This is a genomic window from Roseomonas sp. USHLN139, from assembly GCF_037145735.1.
Lineage (GTDB): Bacteria > Pseudomonadota > Alphaproteobacteria > Acetobacterales > Acetobacteraceae > Pseudoroseomonas.
On sequence record NZ_JBBCWY010000008.1, the window covers coordinates 269,667 to 284,374 of the forward strand.

The following is a 14,708-nucleotide window of genomic DNA, read 5'->3' on the forward strand; positions in this document are numbered from 1 at the left end:
CGCCTCAGCGGGCGGCGCAGTCGAGCAGCGGGCCGAGCTGCCCGATGCGCCGCTGCACGGTGGCGGCCCTTCCGCGCAGAAAGGCGGAGGGGCTGGCCGCCGACCATTCCAGCGGCGCCGGCAGCACCACGGCGAGCTGCGCCGCCTGGGCCCCCGTCAGCCGCTCCGCCGGGCGGTCGAAGAAGGCGCGCGCGGCAGCCTCGGCGCCATAGATCCCGGGGCCGAACTCGACGCTGTTCAGATAGACCTCGAGGATCCGCCGCTTCGGCCAGAGCAGCGCCACCTGCGGCGTCAGCCAGGCCTCGACGACCTTGCGCAGCGGGTCGCGCCCCGGCCACAGGAAGAGATTCTTGGCGGTCTGCATGGTGAGGGTGCTGGCGCCGCGCGGCCGCTCGCCCTCCATCGCCGCCTCGATCTGCCCCTGCAGCGCGGCGAAGTCGAAGCCGAGGCTCTGCGCGCAGAAGGAATTGTCCTCGGCGGCGATCACCGCCTGGGCGAGGCCCGGCGCGATGCGCTCATAGGGCACCCAGTCATGCGCGATGCCATGGCCCTGCACCGCGCGGATCAGCATCAGCGGCGTCAGCGGCACCGGCACGAAGCGGAACACCAGCAGCAGCAGCAGCGGCGCCAGCAGCAGCACCGCCAGCAGCCGCAGGATCCGGCGCCGCCACGTCCCGCGCATCAGCGGGGCTTGCAGGCATTGGCCCGGTCGCGATGCGTCCAGGGATAGGTGAAGCGGCCGTCCCAGGCGCCGGCCTTCTCCGCCTTGGCCGCCGCCTCCTCGTCGGCATAGCGGCCGTTGGAATAGCGCGGGCAGTCGAAGGCCAGGCCCGAGCGCACCATGGCGGCGTTCAGATCGATCGGTCCGTCGCGGCCGGGCACGCTGCAGGTGGCCACCGTCCGGCCATGCGTCAGGCTGCCATCCGGGGTGCAGGTGACCTCGCGATTGCCGATCAGCCCGGCGAGCTCCGCCCGCGCCGCGGCGCCGCAGGCGAAGCGGCCGCCGCCGGCGCGGCTGCATTGCTGGTCATGCTCGAAGGCATCGATCCCCTGCATGCGGACGCGGATGCCGTTGACGTCCATGGTGTCGCCATCGATCACCCGTGGCCGGCCGGCGAAGGGCTCGCGCGGGGCGGCGCGCTCGCTGCGCGGCGGCGGGCCGAAGATCGCCCGCTCCAGCTGCCGCCATTGCGCAGGGCTCAGCCCGAAGGCGCCGAAGGCCCCCAGCGCCGCCACCAGCAGCAGCGCCCAGGGCCGCAGGAAGGACGGAAGGGAAGACCGCCGGCTCATCGGCGGCGGCCAGAGAAGGTGTCGCGCATGGCCCCTGCCCTATCGGCCCCTGGCCCGGATGGAAAGGGGCGAGGCACGGCATCGCCGCCCTAACCGATGGCCGTCGGCAGGCCGATCGGCGGCCGTTCCGGCGGTGCCTCCAGCTCGGCGACCACCTCCGGCATCACCTCCGGCACCACGGCCGTGCTGTCCTCCGGCCCCGTCTTCGCCAGGTGGCGCCGCCAGGCGCGGGAATCGCGGTGCATCGCCCAGGCCTTGGTGAATTCCGCGCCGAGCAGGAAGATCTGCGCCGAGTAGTAGATCCACAGCAGCACGATCACCGCCGAGCCGGCCGCGCCATAGGTGCTGCCCACGGCGCTGCTGCCGAGATACAGGCCGATCAGCGTCTTGCCGAGGTTGAACAGCAAGGTGGTGGCGATGGCGCCGATGATGACGTCGCGCCATTCCAGGCGGCGGTCGGGCAGGATCTTGTAGATCGCGGCGAAGAGCAGGGCGACCAAGGCGAAGGAGATCACCGTGTTGGCGATCCGCACGATCAGCGCCAGCGCCGGCAGGTGGCCGTCCAGCATCGTCCCCAGCGCGGTCAGCGCCGCGCTGACCACCAGCGAGACCAGCAGCAGGAAGCCCAGCGTCGCCACCAGGCCGAGGCTGGCGGCGCGCGCGCGCAGCAGGCGGGAGACGGTGTCGCCGCTGACCTCGACCCGCCAGATCAGGTTCAGGCTGGACTGGATCTCGCCGAAGACGCCGCTGGCGGTCAGCAGCAGCGTCGCCAGGCCGAAGGCGCTGGCCAGCAGGCCGGAGGTCGGGTTGGAGGCGCTGAGGATGATGCTCTGCACGATCTCCGCCCCGGCCGGCCCCATCAGCCCGCCGAGCTGGCCGACGATGGCGCCGCGCGCCGCCTCCTCGCCGAAGACGGTGCCGGCGATGGCGATGGCGATCAGCAGCACCGGCGCCAGCGAGGTGACCGTGTAGAAGGCGATCGCGGCGCCGCGGCTCAGGCAATCATCCTCGATGAAGCCGAGCACGCTCTGCCGGATCAGCCACCACGTCCTGTTCAGCATCCGACCGCTCCGCGGCAGTTTCGGCGTCCGACCGCCCGGCGGCGGGATCGCCGTCGCCTGGGCAACGTTCCGGCCCGGCTGGCGGTTGCGGCGCCGCCGGCCCGGCCGGGGCCATCTGGGCGTTGAGCGCAGGGCGGCGCGGCGTCTCGTCGAGCAGGCGCAGCGGCGGCGCCTTGCCCTGGCGGTCCTCGCCCCAGTAGAGCGTGCGGTGCGGATAGGGCATCTCGATGCCCTGCGCGTCGAACACCTCCTTGAGGATCTCGCTATAGGCGCGGCCGGCGCCCCAGTGCTTGCCGGCGACCGTCTTGATGCGGGCGCGCAGCATCACGGCCGAATCGGCGAAGCTGGTGATGCCCTGCATGTCGAGCTCGCCGATGATGTTGGCGCCGTGCTCGGTCTCCTTCAGCCGGGCGAAGGCCTCCTGCATGGCGGCCTTCACCGCCGGGATGCTCTCGCGGTAGGCGACGCCGATATCGGCCACGTGGTAGCCGAAATCCTTCATCATGTTGGCCACCGTGGTGACCGCGCTGAACGGGATCAGGTGCAGCGTGCCGGTGCCGTCGCGGATCGACAGCGAGCGGATGGTCAGCCGCTCGACCACGCCGGAGACGCCGCCGGCGGCGACCACGTCACCCTCGTTCAGCGCGTTCTCCAGCTGGATGAAGACGCCGGTGATGATGTCCTGCACCAGCTTCTGCGCGCCGAAGCCGATGGCCAGGCCGACGACGCCGGCGCCGGCCAGCAGCGGCCCGATGTTCACGCCGATCTCCGACAGCGCCAGCATGGTGACCATCACCACCAGGGCGATGCTGGCGGCGTTGCGGAACAGCGCCAGCAGGGTGCGCTCGCGCGGCGTCGGCACCGTGCCGTAATTGGGGTTCAGCCGGTATTCCACCCAGCTCGACATCGCCAGGTGCAGCAGCATGCCGGCCAGCAGGATCAGCCCGGCCGAGAGGAGGGCGCCGGCGAAGCGGCCGCCGCCGGCGGTCGACAGCCAGCGCGGCAGGTCGAACAGCTTCCAGGCCCAGAGCAGGCCGAGCGCCACGGCGACCAGCACGGCGACGCGCAGCACCTTCAGGATGGCCGGGATCATGGTGTTGAGCCGCCGCTGCAGCAGCGGCAGCCGCTCGGTCACCGCCTCGGGCACGGCGATGCCACGGGCCAGCGCCCGCCGCATCAGGTGCAGGATCAGCGCCGCCACGGCGATCACCGCCAGCGACTGGGCCGTCGCGCGCAGCATGAAGAACAGCGCCTCGCGCGGGTTGGCCACCCAGGCCAGGAACAGGGCCACCATGTAGAGGATGGCCAGCAGGTGCCAGACATGGCCGAGCGCGGTCCAGGCCTGGCCCATGGCGCGCAGGCCGCGGCGGTCGCGCCGCGCCTCGACCCAGGCATGGCCCGCCCGGCGGTGCCGCAGCACCGCCAGGATGCCGAGCACCAGGGTCAGCAGCATGGCCAGCAGCCGCAGCGACTGCGCCGCGGCGGCGGAGGCATAGCTGTTCAGCAGCGGCGCCAGCAGCATCATGGTATAGCCGATGATCGAGGCGGCGCGGCTGAGCCAGAAGGACCAGGCGCGCGCGCCCTCGTCGCCGAGCGGCAGCGGCCGCAGCGCCGGCTGGCGCGGCATCAGCAGGGCGCGCACCACCGCCTTGCCGCCCTCCACCGTCAGGAAGGCGTTCAGGATCAGCGTCTGGTACACGGCGATGACGCCGGTCTGGCCATAGAGCAGGGCGAAGAAATAGCCGCCGGCCCAGGCCAGCAGCACGGCGGAGAGCTCGATCACCAGCCCGAGCGGGACCAGCGCGGCGCGCAGCGCGACGGCGCCGAGCCCGGTGCCGGCGCGGGCCGCGCGCCGGTCGAGCACGGCGAGCAGCGGCGCGGTCAGCAGCCGCAGCAGGGCGAAGCCGCCGATCACCACGCCGATCATCAGCCCGACCGAGAGCATGGCGCGCCAGAACACCGCGTCATCGGCGGCATCCGCCCGGTTCAGCACCTGGCCGAGGCCGGTCGCCAGCGCGCCGAGCTGCTTGGCCATCGCCGCCGCCTGCTCGGCCACCAGCTGGCTGTATTCGGCGAGGCGGCGCGCGAAGGTCGGCTCGCCCGCGACGGGCAAGGCGGCGGCGGGGCGGCCGGCGGCGGGCGGCGCCTTCAGACGCTCGATCAGGGCGCGGCGGCTGCCCTCGTCCTCCAGCACCCGCACCAGCTCGTCAATCGAGGCCTGGCTGGCCGCCGGCCGCGCGCCCGATGCGGCGGGCGGGGACTGGGCCATCACGGGGGCGGTGCCCAGCCAGAGGCCAAGCAGGGCGAGCAGGAGGAAGCGCATCGGGCGGGGTATTCTCCAGATTCCGGCGCGGAGCCTAAGGGCGCGCGCCGTACCGGTCCAATCCCGCCCGCCTCACAGGGCCGGGAGGCGGCGCGGCCTCAGCGCGGCGGCACCCCCGGCGCGTCGAGCAGGCAGAACATCAGCTCGTGCTTGTTGTGCGCGCCATGGAAGACCTTCGCCCCCGGGATGGCGGCGAATTTCTCCGCCGTCTCGTGGTCGGTGCCGCCCTGGAACTTCAGGGTGCAGACATAGTTCCGCGCCCGCCCGGCGGCCATCCAGCGCTCGACCAGCCCGAGCAGCCGGGCCGGGTAGCAGATGATGTCGCTGAACAGCCAGTCGGTGACCGGCTGCTTCTCCGGCTCCAGCCCGAAGGCGCTCTCGGTGCGGATGGTGACATTGGGCAGGGCGGCCACGGCCGGGTCCATCTGCGCCTTGTCCACCGCCGTCACCGCGCCGCCGAGCTGCGCCAGCGCCCAGCTCCAGCCGCCCGGGGCGGCGCCGAGGTCGAGGCTGGTCTGGCCAGGCCCGGGCCAGCGGCCGATCCGGGTCAGCGCCTCCCAGAGCTTGAGATAGGCGCGGCTCGGCGGCCCTTCGCGGTCCTCGGCGAAGCGGATGGCGCCGTTGACGAAGGGGCTGGTCTTGGTCGGGCTGGCCAGCATCAGGTCGGGGGCCAGCAGGGTCCAGCCGCCCAGATGCCCGGCGGGCGGGACTTCCGGAAAGCTCAGGGCCTTCGGCTTCAGCGGCGGCAGGTTCTCGGCGATCAGGGCGGCGCGGCGGTGGTGCAGCACCGGCTCCAGCGACCAGTTGCGCTGGATGGCGCGCAAGGCGGCGGCGGCGCCCTTGATCGAGGGCACCGCGATCTCGCGCGGATCGGTCCAGACGTCGAGCGCCCAGGCGCTCTCCACCGGCGGCTGCTCGCTCAGCGCCAGGGGGCCGTGCCAGCGGGCGATGGCGACGCCCTTGCGGCGCAGCTCCTCCTCCACCTCGGCGTGGAAGCCCTCATGCGTCAGATAGGCGCTGCGGATGGTCATGCGGCCTCGGGGCGCTTCAGCGCGGCAAGGGCCAGCAGCAGCCAGCCCAGCATCAGCAGCGTGCCGCCGAGCGGCGCCAGCCGCGCCGGCCCGCCGGTCAGCGCGCCGACCCAGAGGGCGCCGCAGAAGCCCAGCATGCCGAGGACGAAGCAGGTGCCGGCGGCCTGCACCGCCCAGCCCGGGCGGCGCTCGGCGAGGATGCCCACCGCCAGCAGCGCCAGCGCGTGCCAGCCCTGCATGGTGAGCGCGCTGGCGACGCGCGCCGCGGCGCCGGCCTCCAGCCCATGCGCCGCCCAGGCGGACAGCCCGACCGCCAGCAGCCCGGAGAGCGAGCCCAGCACCAGCCAGAGACGCGACATCAGCAGAACTCCCTCACCCTCAAGGCCCGGCGACGCCGCGCGGCAGCGTCGCGGCATCCGGCTGCCAGCCCGCCGTCCCGCGCCGGAACAGCGGCGTGCAGAAGGCCGCCGCCACCGGCACCTCCGACCGCCAGTCGGCCTGCCAGCGGTCGCCCTGCGCCATGGCGACGCAGAGCCCGACCGGCGCGACGCCGGCCAGCCGCAGCAGCTGCAGCCCGGCCAGGGCCGAGCTGCCGGTGCTGATCACGTCATCGACCAGCAGCACCCGGCGGCCGGCCAGCCGCGGCAGCAGGCGCGGGTCCAGCCACATCCGCCGCGCCTCCGGCGCGGTGGAGGAGGAGGTCGGCACCGACAGCCGCTCCTCATACCATGTCTTGCGCGAATAGCCCGGGGCGACCCAGTTGGGATGGCCCAGCGCCTCGGCCACCGGCCCGCCGACGACATGGCCGAGCGTCGGCAGCCCGACCACCACCTCGGCCCCGAAGCGGCGGGCGGCCTGCGCCATCCAGCCGGTGATGGCGCGCAGGACCGGAAAGCCCGCCTGGTTGGCGATGAAGCCGGTGACCGCGATCGCCCCATAGTCGCGCAGCGGCAGCACCAGGCGCCGCCCGTCCGGCATCGGCGCCGGATAGCGGTCGCGGTAGCCCGCCGGCTCCGGCTCCCCGGCGCTGAACTCCTGCCAGAATGCATCGCTCATGCCGGGGCGGATGCCATGGGCGGGGCGCCCGCGCCAGGGGAAATGCGCCGGGGGAGGCGCCGGGGCGCCGCGCGACGCTGTTTCCAGCCCATCGATCGTGGGCTGGACAAATTGTCCAGGGCGCCGCGCCCCGGCCCGGCCGGGCGGCAGGACCGCGCCCGATCCCTGTCGTGGCGCGGGAACTTGCCGAATGCGGGCCGGAAGCCGCAACGCCCCGTGGCGCCGCCCCCCCGCGCCGCGCTAAGCAATCCCGGCTCGCAGGAGGTTCACCCACCATGCTCACCCGCCGTTCGCTGCTGCTGGCCTCGGCCGCTGCCGCGCTTCCCGTCTCGCTGACATCGGTCCCGCTCAGGCCGGCCCTGGCCCAGACGCCGCCCGGCGTGCTGGTCTTCGCCAAGCAGATCGACGACATCATCACCGTCGATCCGCACGAGGCCTTCGAGTACACGGCCTCGGAGCTGGCCGGGAACGTCTACCAGAAGCTGGTGACCACCCCGAATTCCGACCCCGCCAGCATCCAGGGCGAGCTGGCCGAGAAGTGGGAGGCCTCCGCCGACAGCAGGACCTTCACCTTCACCCTGAAGGACGGGCCGAAATTCGCCAGCGGCAAGCCGGTCACCGCCGAGGACGTGGCCTTCTCGCTCGGCCGCGCGGTCACGCTGAACAAGGCGCCGGCCTTCATCATCAACCAGTTCGGCTTCACCAAGGAGAATGTCGCGGCGCGCATCCGCGCCACCGACGCCCGCACCGTGGTGCTGGAGACGGCCGAGCCGACCGCCCCCTCCTTCCTGCTCTACTGCCTCTCCGCCGCCGTCGGCTCGGTGGTGGAGAAGGCCGTGGTCATGTCGCATGCCCAGGGCGATGACCTGGGCAATGCCTGGCTGAAGACCAATTCGGCGGGCTCGGGCAGCTATGTGATCCGCCAGTGGCGCGCCAGCGAGAGCGTGGTGCTGGAGGCCAACCCGCACACCAGCGCGCCGCCGGTGATCAAGCGCATCATCCTGCGCCATATCGCCGACCCCTCGGCGCAGCTGCTCGGCCTGACCAAGGGCGACTACGACATCGCCCGCAACCTCGGCGCCGACCAGATCAAGCAGCTCGAGGGCAATCCGGCCTACACGGTGCAGCCGGCCCGCAAGGCCAGCCTGATGTACCTGTCGCTGAACCAGAAGAACCCGAACCTGGCCAAGCCCGAGGTGCGCCAGGCGATCAAGCTGGCGCTCGACTACGAGGGCATCCAGAAGGCGATCGTCCCCACCACCTATGCGGTGCACCAGGCCTTCCTGCCGGCCGGCCTGCCCGGCGCGCTGACCGAGCACCCGTTCAAGCGCAACGTGGCCGAAGCCAAGGCGCTGCTGGCCAAGGCCGGGCTGGCCGCCGGCTTCGAGCTGTCGCTCGACTATGCCTCGGCCGCGCCCTTCGCCGACATCGCCCAGGCGATCCAGGCGAACCTCGCCGAGATCGGCATCCGCCTGCGCATGCTGCCGGGCGAGCAGCGCGCGGTGATCACCAAGACCCGCGCCCGCACCCATGACATCGCCATGGTCCGCTGGGGCTCCGACTATTTCGACCCGCACAGCAATGCCGAGGCCTTCAGCATCAACACCGACAACAGCGACAACGCCCGCAACCGGACGCTCGCCTGGCGCGCCAGCTGGGAGATCCCCGAGCTCTCGGCCCGCACCATCGCGGCGCTGAAGGAGCAGGACGCGGCGAAGCGGTCGGAGATGTATGTCCAGCTGCAGAAGGACCACCAGCAGCAGTCGCCCTTCGTCATCATGCTGCAGGAGATCGAGGTCTCGGTCTCGCGCGCCGGGGTGAAGGGCTTCGACATGGGTCCGATGAACGACCGCCATTCCTACGTTAAGATCACCAAGGCCTAAATGAACCGCAGGCAGAACCAGGGTGCCGGGTGTTCCGGCCGGCACCCGTGAGCGACAGCAGCCTCACCCGCCCGGGCCTCCCGGCGGGCGATCCGCAAGGCCCCGGCGGCTCCCCCGCCGGCGGCCTCGTGCCGCGGCCGAAAGCCGCCCGCCCCTCGGCGGCGCGGCTGCGGCTGAGGGCGCTCACGGCCACGCTGGCCAGCGTGCCCATCACCCTGTTCGGCCTGGCCCTCGTCACCTTCCTGATCGGCCGCGTGGTGCCGATCGACCCGGTGCTGGCGATCATCGGCGACCGCGCGCCGCAGGACGTGGTCGAGCGCACCCGGCTCGAGCTCGGCCTCGACCAGCCGCTCTACATCCAGTTCTGGAAGTATCTCGGGCAGATCCTGAGCGGCGATCTCGGCCGCTCGGTGATGACCTCGAACCCGGTGACCCAGGACATCGCCCGCTTCTTCCCGGCGACCTTCGAACTGGCCACCGTCGCCATCCTCATCGCGGTGCTGATCGGCGTGCCGCTCGGCGTCTGGGCGGCGACGCGGCAGGGCAGCTGGGTCGACCAGGGGGTGCGGCTGTTCTGCCTGGCCGGCCATTCGCTGCCGGTCTTCGTGCTCGGGCTGATCTCGCTGCTGCTGTTCTACGCGACGCTGGAAATCGCCCCCGGCCCCGGCCGCCAGGGCATCTATTTCGAGGGCATGGTGGATGAGCGGACCGGCATCCTGACGCTGGACGCGCTGCTCGCCGGCGACATCCCGGCCTTCCGCGACGCGCTCTGGCACCTGGCGCAGCCGGCCGGCGTGCTGGCCTTCTTCAGCCTCGCCTATATCGCCCGCATGACGCGCGCCTTCATGCTGGCCGAGCTGAAGAGCGAATACGTCACCACCGCCCGCGCCAAGGGCCTGTCCGGCGCGACCATCGTCTGGGGCCATGCCTTCCGCAACATCGCGGTGCCGCTGGTGACCGTGCTGACCATGACCTATGCCGGGCTGCTGGAAGGCGCGGTGCTGACCGAGACCATCTTCGCCTGGCCGGGGCTCGGCCAGTACCTGACCGTCTCGCTGCTGAATGCCGACATGAACGCCGTGCTCGGCGCCACCCTGGTGGTCGGGCTGATCTATGTCGCGCTGAACCTGCTGGCCGACCTGCTCTACCGCCTGCTCGACCCGAGGGTCTCCTGATGGCCGCCGTCTCCCGCGCCTGGCTGCTCTCCGACGCGCCGGCCTCCCGCGCCCAGGCCCGCTGGGGCCGCCGCTACCAGCTCTGGCTGGCCTTCCGCCGCAACCCGCTGGCGGTGGCCGGCCTCGCCGTGGTGCTGGTCATGCTGGCGCTCGCCCTGGCCGCGCCGCTACTGGCAACCCATGACCCCGGCGTGCAGAGCCTGGCCAACCGCCTGGCGCCGCCCTCGGCCGAGCACTGGCTGGGCACCGACGAGCTCGGCCGCGACAGCTGGTCGCGCCTGCTCTATGGCGGCCGCGTCACCCTCGGCATGGTGGTCGCGGTGGTGATCCTGGTGGCGCCGCTCGGGCTGATCGTCGGCTGCGTCGCCGGCTATGCCGGCGGCCTGGTCGACAAGCTGCTGATGCGCGTCACCGACGTCTTCCTGGCCTTCCCGCGGCTGATCCTGGCGCTGGCCTTTGTCGCCGCCATGAAGCCGGGCGTGGAGAGCGCCGTCATCGCCATCGCGCTGACCGCCTGGCCGCCCTATGCCCGGCTGGCGCGGGCCGAGACGCTGACCATCCGCAACACCGACTATATCGCCGCCGTGCAGATGACCGGCGCCTCGCCGCTGCGGATCATCTGCCGCCATGTGGCGCCGATGTGCCTGCCATCCCTCACGGTGCGCGTCACCCTCGACATGTCGTCGATCATCCTGACCGCGGCGGGCCTGGGCTTCCTCGGCCTCGGCGCGCAGCCGCCGATCCCGGAATGGGGCACGATGATCGCGACCGCCCGCCGCTTCATCCTGGAGCAGTGGTGGGTGCCGGTGATCCCGGGGATCGCCATCTTCACCGCCAGCCTCGCCTTCAACCTGCTGGGGGATGGCCTGCGCGACGTGCTGGACCCGAAGCAGCGGTGAGCGGCATGCCCGATTCGAAACTGGTCGAGATCCGCAAGCTGCGGGTCGACTTCCCCAACCCCGCCGGCTTCACCCAGGCCGTGCGCGGGATCTCTTTCAGCCTGGGTCGCGAGAAGCTGGGGATCGTCGGCGAAAGCGGCTCCGGCAAGTCGGTGACCGGCCGCGCGCTGATGCGGCTGCTGCCGGGCTCGGCGCGCGTCCAGGCCGAGGCGCTGCGCTTCGACGGCATCGACGTACTCGCCGCCTCCGAGCGGCAGATGCGCGGGCTGCGCGGCGGCCGCATCGGGCTCATCATGCAGGACCCGAAATACAGCCTGAACCCGGTGATGACCGTCGGCCGGCAGATCGCCGAGGCCTGGCTGGCCCACAACAAGGGCGGCAGGCGCGAGGCGCAGGAGGCGGCGCTGTCGCTGCTGGAGCAGGTGCGCATCCGCGACCCGCGCCGCGTGCTGGATTCCTACCCGCATGAGATCTCTGGCGGCATGGGCCAGCGCGTCATGATCGCCATGATGCTGGCCCCCAACCCCGACATGCTGATCGCCGACGAGCCGACCAGCGCGCTCGACGCCAGCGTCCAGGCCGAGATCCTGAAGCTGATCGAGGAGCTGGTCTCGGCCCGCGGCATGGGGCTGATGCTGATCAGCCACGACCTGCCGCTGGTCAGCCGCTTCTGCGACCGCGTCGTCGTCATGTATGCCGGCCAGGTGATGGAGGAGCTGCCGGCGCGCGACCTGCACCGCGCGCAGCACGCCTATACCCGCGGCCTGCTCGACTGCATGCCGAGCCTCTCGACACCCAGGCCGCGCCTGCCGACCCTGACCCGCGACCCCGCCTGGCTGGAGCCGCAGCGATGATCGAGGTCGAACGCCTCAACGTGCATTTCGGCCACAACCACGTGGTGCACGACGTCTCCTTCCAGGTCGCCCCTGGAGAAACCTTCGGGCTGGTGGGGGAAAGCGGTTCCGGCAAGTCGACCGTGCTGCGCACCATCGCCGGCCTCGTCCCCGGCTGGGATGGCGGGCTGGCGGTGGACGGCAAGACGCTCGGCCCGAAGCGCGACCGCGCCTTCTTCAAGCAGGTGCAGATGGTCTTCCAGGACCCCTACGGGTCGCTGCATCCGCGCCAGACGGTCGACCGCATCCTGGCCGAGCCGCTGGCGATCCACGGCATCCCCGAGGCCGAGACCCGCATCACCCGGGCGCTGGAGGAGGTGGCGCTGCCGCGCGCGGCGCGCTTCCGCTATCCGCACCAGCTCTCCGGCGGCCAGCGCCAGCGCGTCGCCATCGCCCGCGCGCTGATCGCCGATCCTTCGGTGCTGCTGCTGGACGAACCGACCTCGGCGCTCGATGTCTCGGTGCAGGCGGAGGTGCTGAACCTGCTGGCCGACCTGCGCCAGGCGCGCCAGCTGACCTGCATCCTGGTGTCGCACAACCTGGCCGTGATCGGCCATCTCTGCGGGCGGCTCGCCGTGATGCAGGGCGGCCGGATCGTCGAGATCCTCGGCCAGGAGCAGCTGCGCGACGGCACGGCGCAGCATCCGCACACGCGGGAGCTGATCGCGCTGTCGCATGAGCTGGAAGGGTAGCCGGTCGCGGCGACCCGGGGGCCGCCCCGGGGAGGCCTAGCCTCCCCTGCCCCCGAACAGCCGCTTCACCCAGCCGAGCAGGCCGCCCCTGCCCTCGCTGGCCGGCTTCCGGTTGGCCCGCGGCTGCGCCACATGCGGCCGCGGCGCCGGCGGGGCGGCGCTGGCCAAAGTGTGCCGCCCGGCATCCTGCGCCGCGATCAGCCGGCGCTCCAGCGCCACCACCTGCGCCACCGCCTCGGGCGGCTGATGCGCGGCCAGCGCCGCGGCCGTCGTCGCCGCGTCGGTCCATTCCTCGGCGCGGCGCAGCGCATCGATCACCCGCACCGTCTGCTCGGCATCCAGCGGCGGGCCGGAGCGCCACAGCGCCACCGCGTCGCGCCGCCAGGCGATGGCCAGGTCCGGCCGGTTCATGTCGTCGGCGACCCAGGCGGCGTGCAGCGTCGCCTCGGCACCGGCATGCAGCGCGCCGGTCTCCTCCAGCACATGCGCCCAGGCCAGGAAGCGCCGCGCCAGCGGCGGATGCGTGGTGTCGGCGATCAGCGCGCGGAACGGCGCGGCGGCCACCGCATCGGCCGCCGCCGGATGGGCGCGGCCGATATCGGGGGCGGCATAGGCGCAATGCGGGCATTGCTGCAGCCAGCGGGCCATGGTGCCGCGCAGCGGCTCGCCGGGACGCAGGTCCAGGTCGGGCGCCTGCTCGGGCGGGCCGGGGCGGAAGGGCGGCTGCCGGCTCTCGCCGCCGCAGACGGCGCAGCGCAGCGCGCCCGCGGCCTGGCCTTGTCGGGCATTGGCCGAGGGAGAGCCGGCGGAGGACGGACCAGCGGGGGGAGGCGTCGCCATCCTGTCAAACTAAGCATCAAGCCGGCCCGCGCGAAGGGGTGACGACCCGCAAACATTGCAGTTCTCGCGCCCTGGTGTTGCGTGGGCGAGGCGGCCGGGCCAAACATGCGGCCATGCCCCGCGGCGACCTCTTCCCCGATATCGCGCCCTTCGAGACCGGCCTGCTGCCGCTGTCGGGGGGGCATGTGATGTACTGGGAGCAGGTGGGCAATCCGCGCGGCCAGCCGGCGCTGTTCCTGCATGGCGGCCCCGGCGCCGGGGCGGGGGCGGTGCATCGCCGCTTCTTCGACCCGGCCCATTGGCGGATCATCATCTTCGACCAGCGCGGCTCCGGCCGGTCGCGGCCGCTGGGTGAGCTGGCCGGCAACACCACGCCGAACCTGGTCGCCGATATCGAGACGCTGCGCCGCTTCCTCGGCATCGAGAACTGGCTGCTGTTCGGCGGCTCCTGGGGCTCGACCCTGGCGCTGGCCTATGCCCAGGCGCATCCCGAGCGGGTGCAGGGCTGCGTGCTGCGCGGGGTCTTCCTCGGCCGGGCGCAGGAGGTGGAGTGGTTCCTCTACGGCATGCGCCGGGTCTTCCCCGATGCCTGGAGCCAGTTCGCCGAATTCATCCCTGCCCCCGAGCGCGGCGACCTGCTGCGCGCCTATCTGGCGCGGCTGACCGATCCCGACCCGCAGGTGCATTTCCCCGCCGCCCGCGCCTGGAGCCAGTACGAGGGGTTGTGCTCGACCCTGATGCCGAGCCCGGACACGGTGGCGAGCTTCGCCCAGGACCGCACCGCCCTGGGCCTCGCGCGGATCGAGGCGCATTACTTCGCCCACGACCTGTTCCTGCCGCCCGAGGGGCTGCTCGGCGGCATGGCGCGCATCGCCCATCTCCCGGCCGAGATCGTGCAGGGCCGCTACGACATGGTCTGCCCGGCGGAGAGCGCCTTCGACCTGGCCGCCGCCTGGCCGCGCGCCCGGCTGACCGTGGTCCCCGATGCCGGCCATTCGGCGCTGGAACCGGGGGTGCGGGTGTCGCTGGTCGCCGCCGTGGAACGCTTCCGCCAGCGGGGCTGAGAGGCGGCCGAAGCCGGGTTCCGTTGCGGCGCGATCTGCACTAGCTTGCCGCCCGTGTCTCCGTAGCTCAGCCGGATAGAGCACCAGATTCCTAATCTGGGGGCCGTGGGTTCGAATCCCGCCGGGGACATTTCTCCCGTTTCAGATGGATGGTCGGTCGGGTCGCAGGGCGGACCGGCCGTGATGGCGCTTGCCCGCCACGCTCCGCGGCTCTGACGCCGCTCCTGATCCGCAACGGATGGCCTGAAACCGCTACCGCCACGGCGAGTTCAGGAAGCAATTCTCTCACCACGATCAGTCATGTTCGTTTTGAATCCGGATTTCAATTCATAATCACCAATACATGCGAATTCATGCGGCTGGACACCCGCCAAGAACCGCATCAATTCTGGATTGTAATTCTCCGGATCATCCCGACGATTCTGTGATTGTTCTGGCCATTCCCATTTCAGGGTGGACATTCATCCGATGAATGCCTAGACCTTGGCCCCAAGCCGGCGG

At 72.1% G+C, this 14,708-nt stretch carries 15 protein-coding genes and 1 tRNA gene; 7 read left to right on the forward strand and 9 right to left on the reverse strand.

Features of this window, described 5'->3' with window-relative positions; all coding sequences use genetic code 11:
• Positions 1 to 4: 4 nt before the first annotated feature.
• The 7 genes from mtgA to WFI16_RS21145 form a co-directional block, all read right to left on the reverse strand.
• Positions 5 to 682: a monofunctional biosynthetic peptidoglycan transglycosylase gene (gene mtgA, locus WFI16_RS21115; protein ID WP_419899832.1), complete on the reverse strand. Its 678-nt coding sequence runs from the start codon at positions 680 to 682 to the stop codon at positions 5 to 7.
• Entirely contained in the window at positions 682 to 1,290 is a 609-nt protein-coding gene (locus WFI16_RS21120; protein WP_419899833.1) for a thermonuclease family protein, read from the reverse strand. Before WFI16_RS21120 ends, mtgA begins: the two co-directional genes overlap by 1 nt.
• An 89-nt stretch (positions 1,291 to 1,379) precedes the next feature.
• Entirely contained in the window at positions 1,380 to 2,351 is a 972-nt protein-coding gene (locus WFI16_RS21125; RefSeq protein WP_419899834.1) for a YihY/virulence factor BrkB family protein, read from the reverse strand.
• The gene (locus WFI16_RS21130) at positions 2,293 to 4,674 is read right to left on the reverse strand and encodes a mechanosensitive ion channel domain-containing protein (protein ID WP_419899835.1); all 2,382 of its coding nucleotides are present in this window, start codon (positions 4,672 to 4,674) and stop codon (positions 2,293 to 2,295) included. Before WFI16_RS21130 ends, WFI16_RS21125 begins: the two co-directional genes overlap by 59 nt.
• Before the next feature lie 98 nt (positions 4,675 to 4,772).
• Positions 4,773 to 5,705: an SAM-dependent methyltransferase gene (locus WFI16_RS21135; protein ID WP_419899836.1), complete on the reverse strand. Its 933-nt coding sequence runs from the start codon at positions 5,703 to 5,705 to the stop codon at positions 4,773 to 4,775.
• The gene (locus tag WFI16_RS21140) at positions 5,702 to 6,064 is read right to left on the reverse strand and encodes a DUF423 domain-containing protein (RefSeq protein ID WP_419899837.1); all 363 of its coding nucleotides are present in this window, start codon (positions 6,062 to 6,064) and stop codon (positions 5,702 to 5,704) included. The genes WFI16_RS21135 and WFI16_RS21140 overlap by 4 nt, the downstream gene beginning before the upstream one ends.
• Before the next feature lie 19 nt (positions 6,065 to 6,083).
• Positions 6,084 to 6,761, reverse strand: coding sequence for a phosphoribosyltransferase (locus WFI16_RS21145; RefSeq protein ID WP_419899838.1), 678 nt, complete (start codon positions 6,759 to 6,761; stop codon positions 6,084 to 6,086).
• A gap of 275 nt (positions 6,762 to 7,036) precedes the next feature.
• Between WFI16_RS21145 and WFI16_RS21150 the strand changes: the two genes are divergently transcribed.
• Genes WFI16_RS21150 through WFI16_RS21170 form a run of 5 tightly spaced genes read left to right on the forward strand, consistent with a single transcriptional unit; the run spans position 7,037 to position 12,303 of the window.
• Positions 7,037 to 8,644 carry an ABC transporter substrate-binding protein gene (locus WFI16_RS21150; protein WP_419899839.1) on the forward strand — a complete coding sequence of 536 codons (1,608 nt, stop codon included), beginning with the start codon at positions 7,037 to 7,039 and terminating at the stop codon, positions 8,642 to 8,644.
• A gap of 47 nt (positions 8,645 to 8,691) precedes the next feature.
• On the forward strand, positions 8,692 to 9,819 hold the full coding sequence (locus WFI16_RS21155; RefSeq protein WP_419899840.1) for an ABC transporter permease: 1,128 nt from the start codon (positions 8,692 to 8,694) through the stop codon (positions 9,817 to 9,819).
• On the forward strand, positions 9,819 to 10,718 hold the full coding sequence (locus WFI16_RS21160) for an ABC transporter permease (RefSeq protein ID WP_419899841.1): 900 nt from the start codon (positions 9,819 to 9,821) through the stop codon (positions 10,716 to 10,718). Before WFI16_RS21155 ends, WFI16_RS21160 begins: the two co-directional genes overlap by 1 nt.
• A 5-nt stretch (positions 10,719 to 10,723) precedes the next feature.
• The gene (locus WFI16_RS21165) at positions 10,724 to 11,572 is read left to right on the forward strand and encodes an ABC transporter ATP-binding protein (protein WP_419899842.1); all 849 of its coding nucleotides are present in this window, start codon (positions 10,724 to 10,726) and stop codon (positions 11,570 to 11,572) included.
• Entirely contained in the window at positions 11,569 to 12,303 is a 735-nt protein-coding gene (locus WFI16_RS21170; protein ID WP_419899843.1) for an ABC transporter ATP-binding protein, read from the forward strand. The genes WFI16_RS21165 and WFI16_RS21170 overlap by 4 nt, the downstream gene beginning before the upstream one ends.
• 36 nt (positions 12,304 to 12,339) lie before the next feature.
• Here WFI16_RS21170 and WFI16_RS21175 read toward each other — a convergent pair whose 3' ends face one another.
• Positions 12,340 to 13,143 carry a hypothetical protein gene (locus tag WFI16_RS21175; protein ID WP_419899844.1) on the reverse strand — a complete coding sequence of 268 codons (804 nt, stop codon included), beginning with the start codon at positions 13,141 to 13,143 and terminating at the stop codon, positions 12,340 to 12,342.
• Between the two features lie 113 nt (positions 13,144 to 13,256).
• Between WFI16_RS21175 and pip the strand changes: the two genes are divergently transcribed.
• The gene (gene pip / locus WFI16_RS21180) at positions 13,257 to 14,207 is read left to right on the forward strand and encodes a prolyl aminopeptidase (RefSeq protein ID WP_419899845.1); all 951 of its coding nucleotides are present in this window, start codon (positions 13,257 to 13,259) and stop codon (positions 14,205 to 14,207) included.
• Between the two features lie 56 nt (positions 14,208 to 14,263).
• A tRNA-Arg gene (locus WFI16_RS21185) sits at positions 14,264 to 14,337 on the forward strand.
• Between the two features lie 139 nt (positions 14,338 to 14,476).
• Here WFI16_RS21185 and WFI16_RS21190 read toward each other — a convergent pair.
• Complete coding sequence (locus WFI16_RS21190) at positions 14,477 to 14,668, reverse strand: hypothetical protein (RefSeq protein WP_419899846.1); 192 nt, start codon at positions 14,666 to 14,668, stop codon at positions 14,477 to 14,479.
• Positions 14,669 to 14,708 lie beyond the last annotated feature (40 nt).

What these genes read in the sequence shown, in the direction of transcription:
- WFI16_RS21150 (WP_419899839.1), top strand. Translation starts at nt 7,037, where the DNA reads ATGCTCACCCGCCGTTCGCTGCTGCTGGCCTCGGCCGCTGCCGCGCTT.
- WFI16_RS21140 (WP_419899837.1), bottom strand. Translation starts at nt 6,064, where the DNA reads ATGTCGCGTCTCTGGCTGGTGCTGGGCTCGCTCTCCGGGCTGCTGGCG.
- WFI16_RS21120 (WP_419899833.1), bottom strand. Translation starts at nt 1,290, where the DNA reads ATGAGCCGGCGGTCTTCCCTTCCGTCCTTCCTGCGGCCCTGGGCGCTG.
- pip (WP_419899845.1), top strand. Translation starts at nt 13,257, where the DNA reads ATGCCCCGCGGCGACCTCTTCCCCGATATCGCGCCCTTCGAGACCGGC.
- WFI16_RS21145 (WP_419899838.1), bottom strand. Translation starts at nt 6,761, where the DNA reads ATGAGCGATGCATTCTGGCAGGAGTTCAGCGCCGGGGAGCCGGAGCCG.
- WFI16_RS21175 (WP_419899844.1), bottom strand. Translation starts at nt 13,143, where the DNA reads ATGGCGACGCCTCCCCCCGCTGGTCCGTCCTCCGCCGGCTCTCCCTCG.
- WFI16_RS21190 (WP_419899846.1), bottom strand. Translation starts at nt 14,668, where the DNA reads ATGTCCACCCTGAAATGGGAATGGCCAGAACAATCACAGAATCGTCGG.
- mtgA (WP_419899832.1), bottom strand. Translation starts at nt 682, where the DNA reads ATGCGCGGGACGTGGCGGCGCCGGATCCTGCGGCTGCTGGCGGTGCTG.
- WFI16_RS21170 (WP_419899843.1), top strand. Translation starts at nt 11,569, where the DNA reads ATGATCGAGGTCGAACGCCTCAACGTGCATTTCGGCCACAACCACGTG.
- WFI16_RS21125 (WP_419899834.1), bottom strand. Translation starts at nt 2,351, where the DNA reads ATGCTGAACAGGACGTGGTGGCTGATCCGGCAGAGCGTGCTCGGCTTC.
- WFI16_RS21160 (WP_419899841.1), top strand. Translation starts at nt 9,819, where the DNA reads ATGGCCGCCGTCTCCCGCGCCTGGCTGCTCTCCGACGCGCCGGCCTCC.
- WFI16_RS21135 (WP_419899836.1), bottom strand. Translation starts at nt 5,705, where the DNA reads ATGACCATCCGCAGCGCCTATCTGACGCATGAGGGCTTCCACGCCGAG.
- WFI16_RS21165 (WP_419899842.1), top strand. Translation starts at nt 10,724, where the DNA reads ATGCCCGATTCGAAACTGGTCGAGATCCGCAAGCTGCGGGTCGACTTC.
- WFI16_RS21130 (WP_419899835.1), bottom strand. Translation starts at nt 4,674, where the DNA reads ATGCGCTTCCTCCTGCTCGCCCTGCTTGGCCTCTGGCTGGGCACCGCC.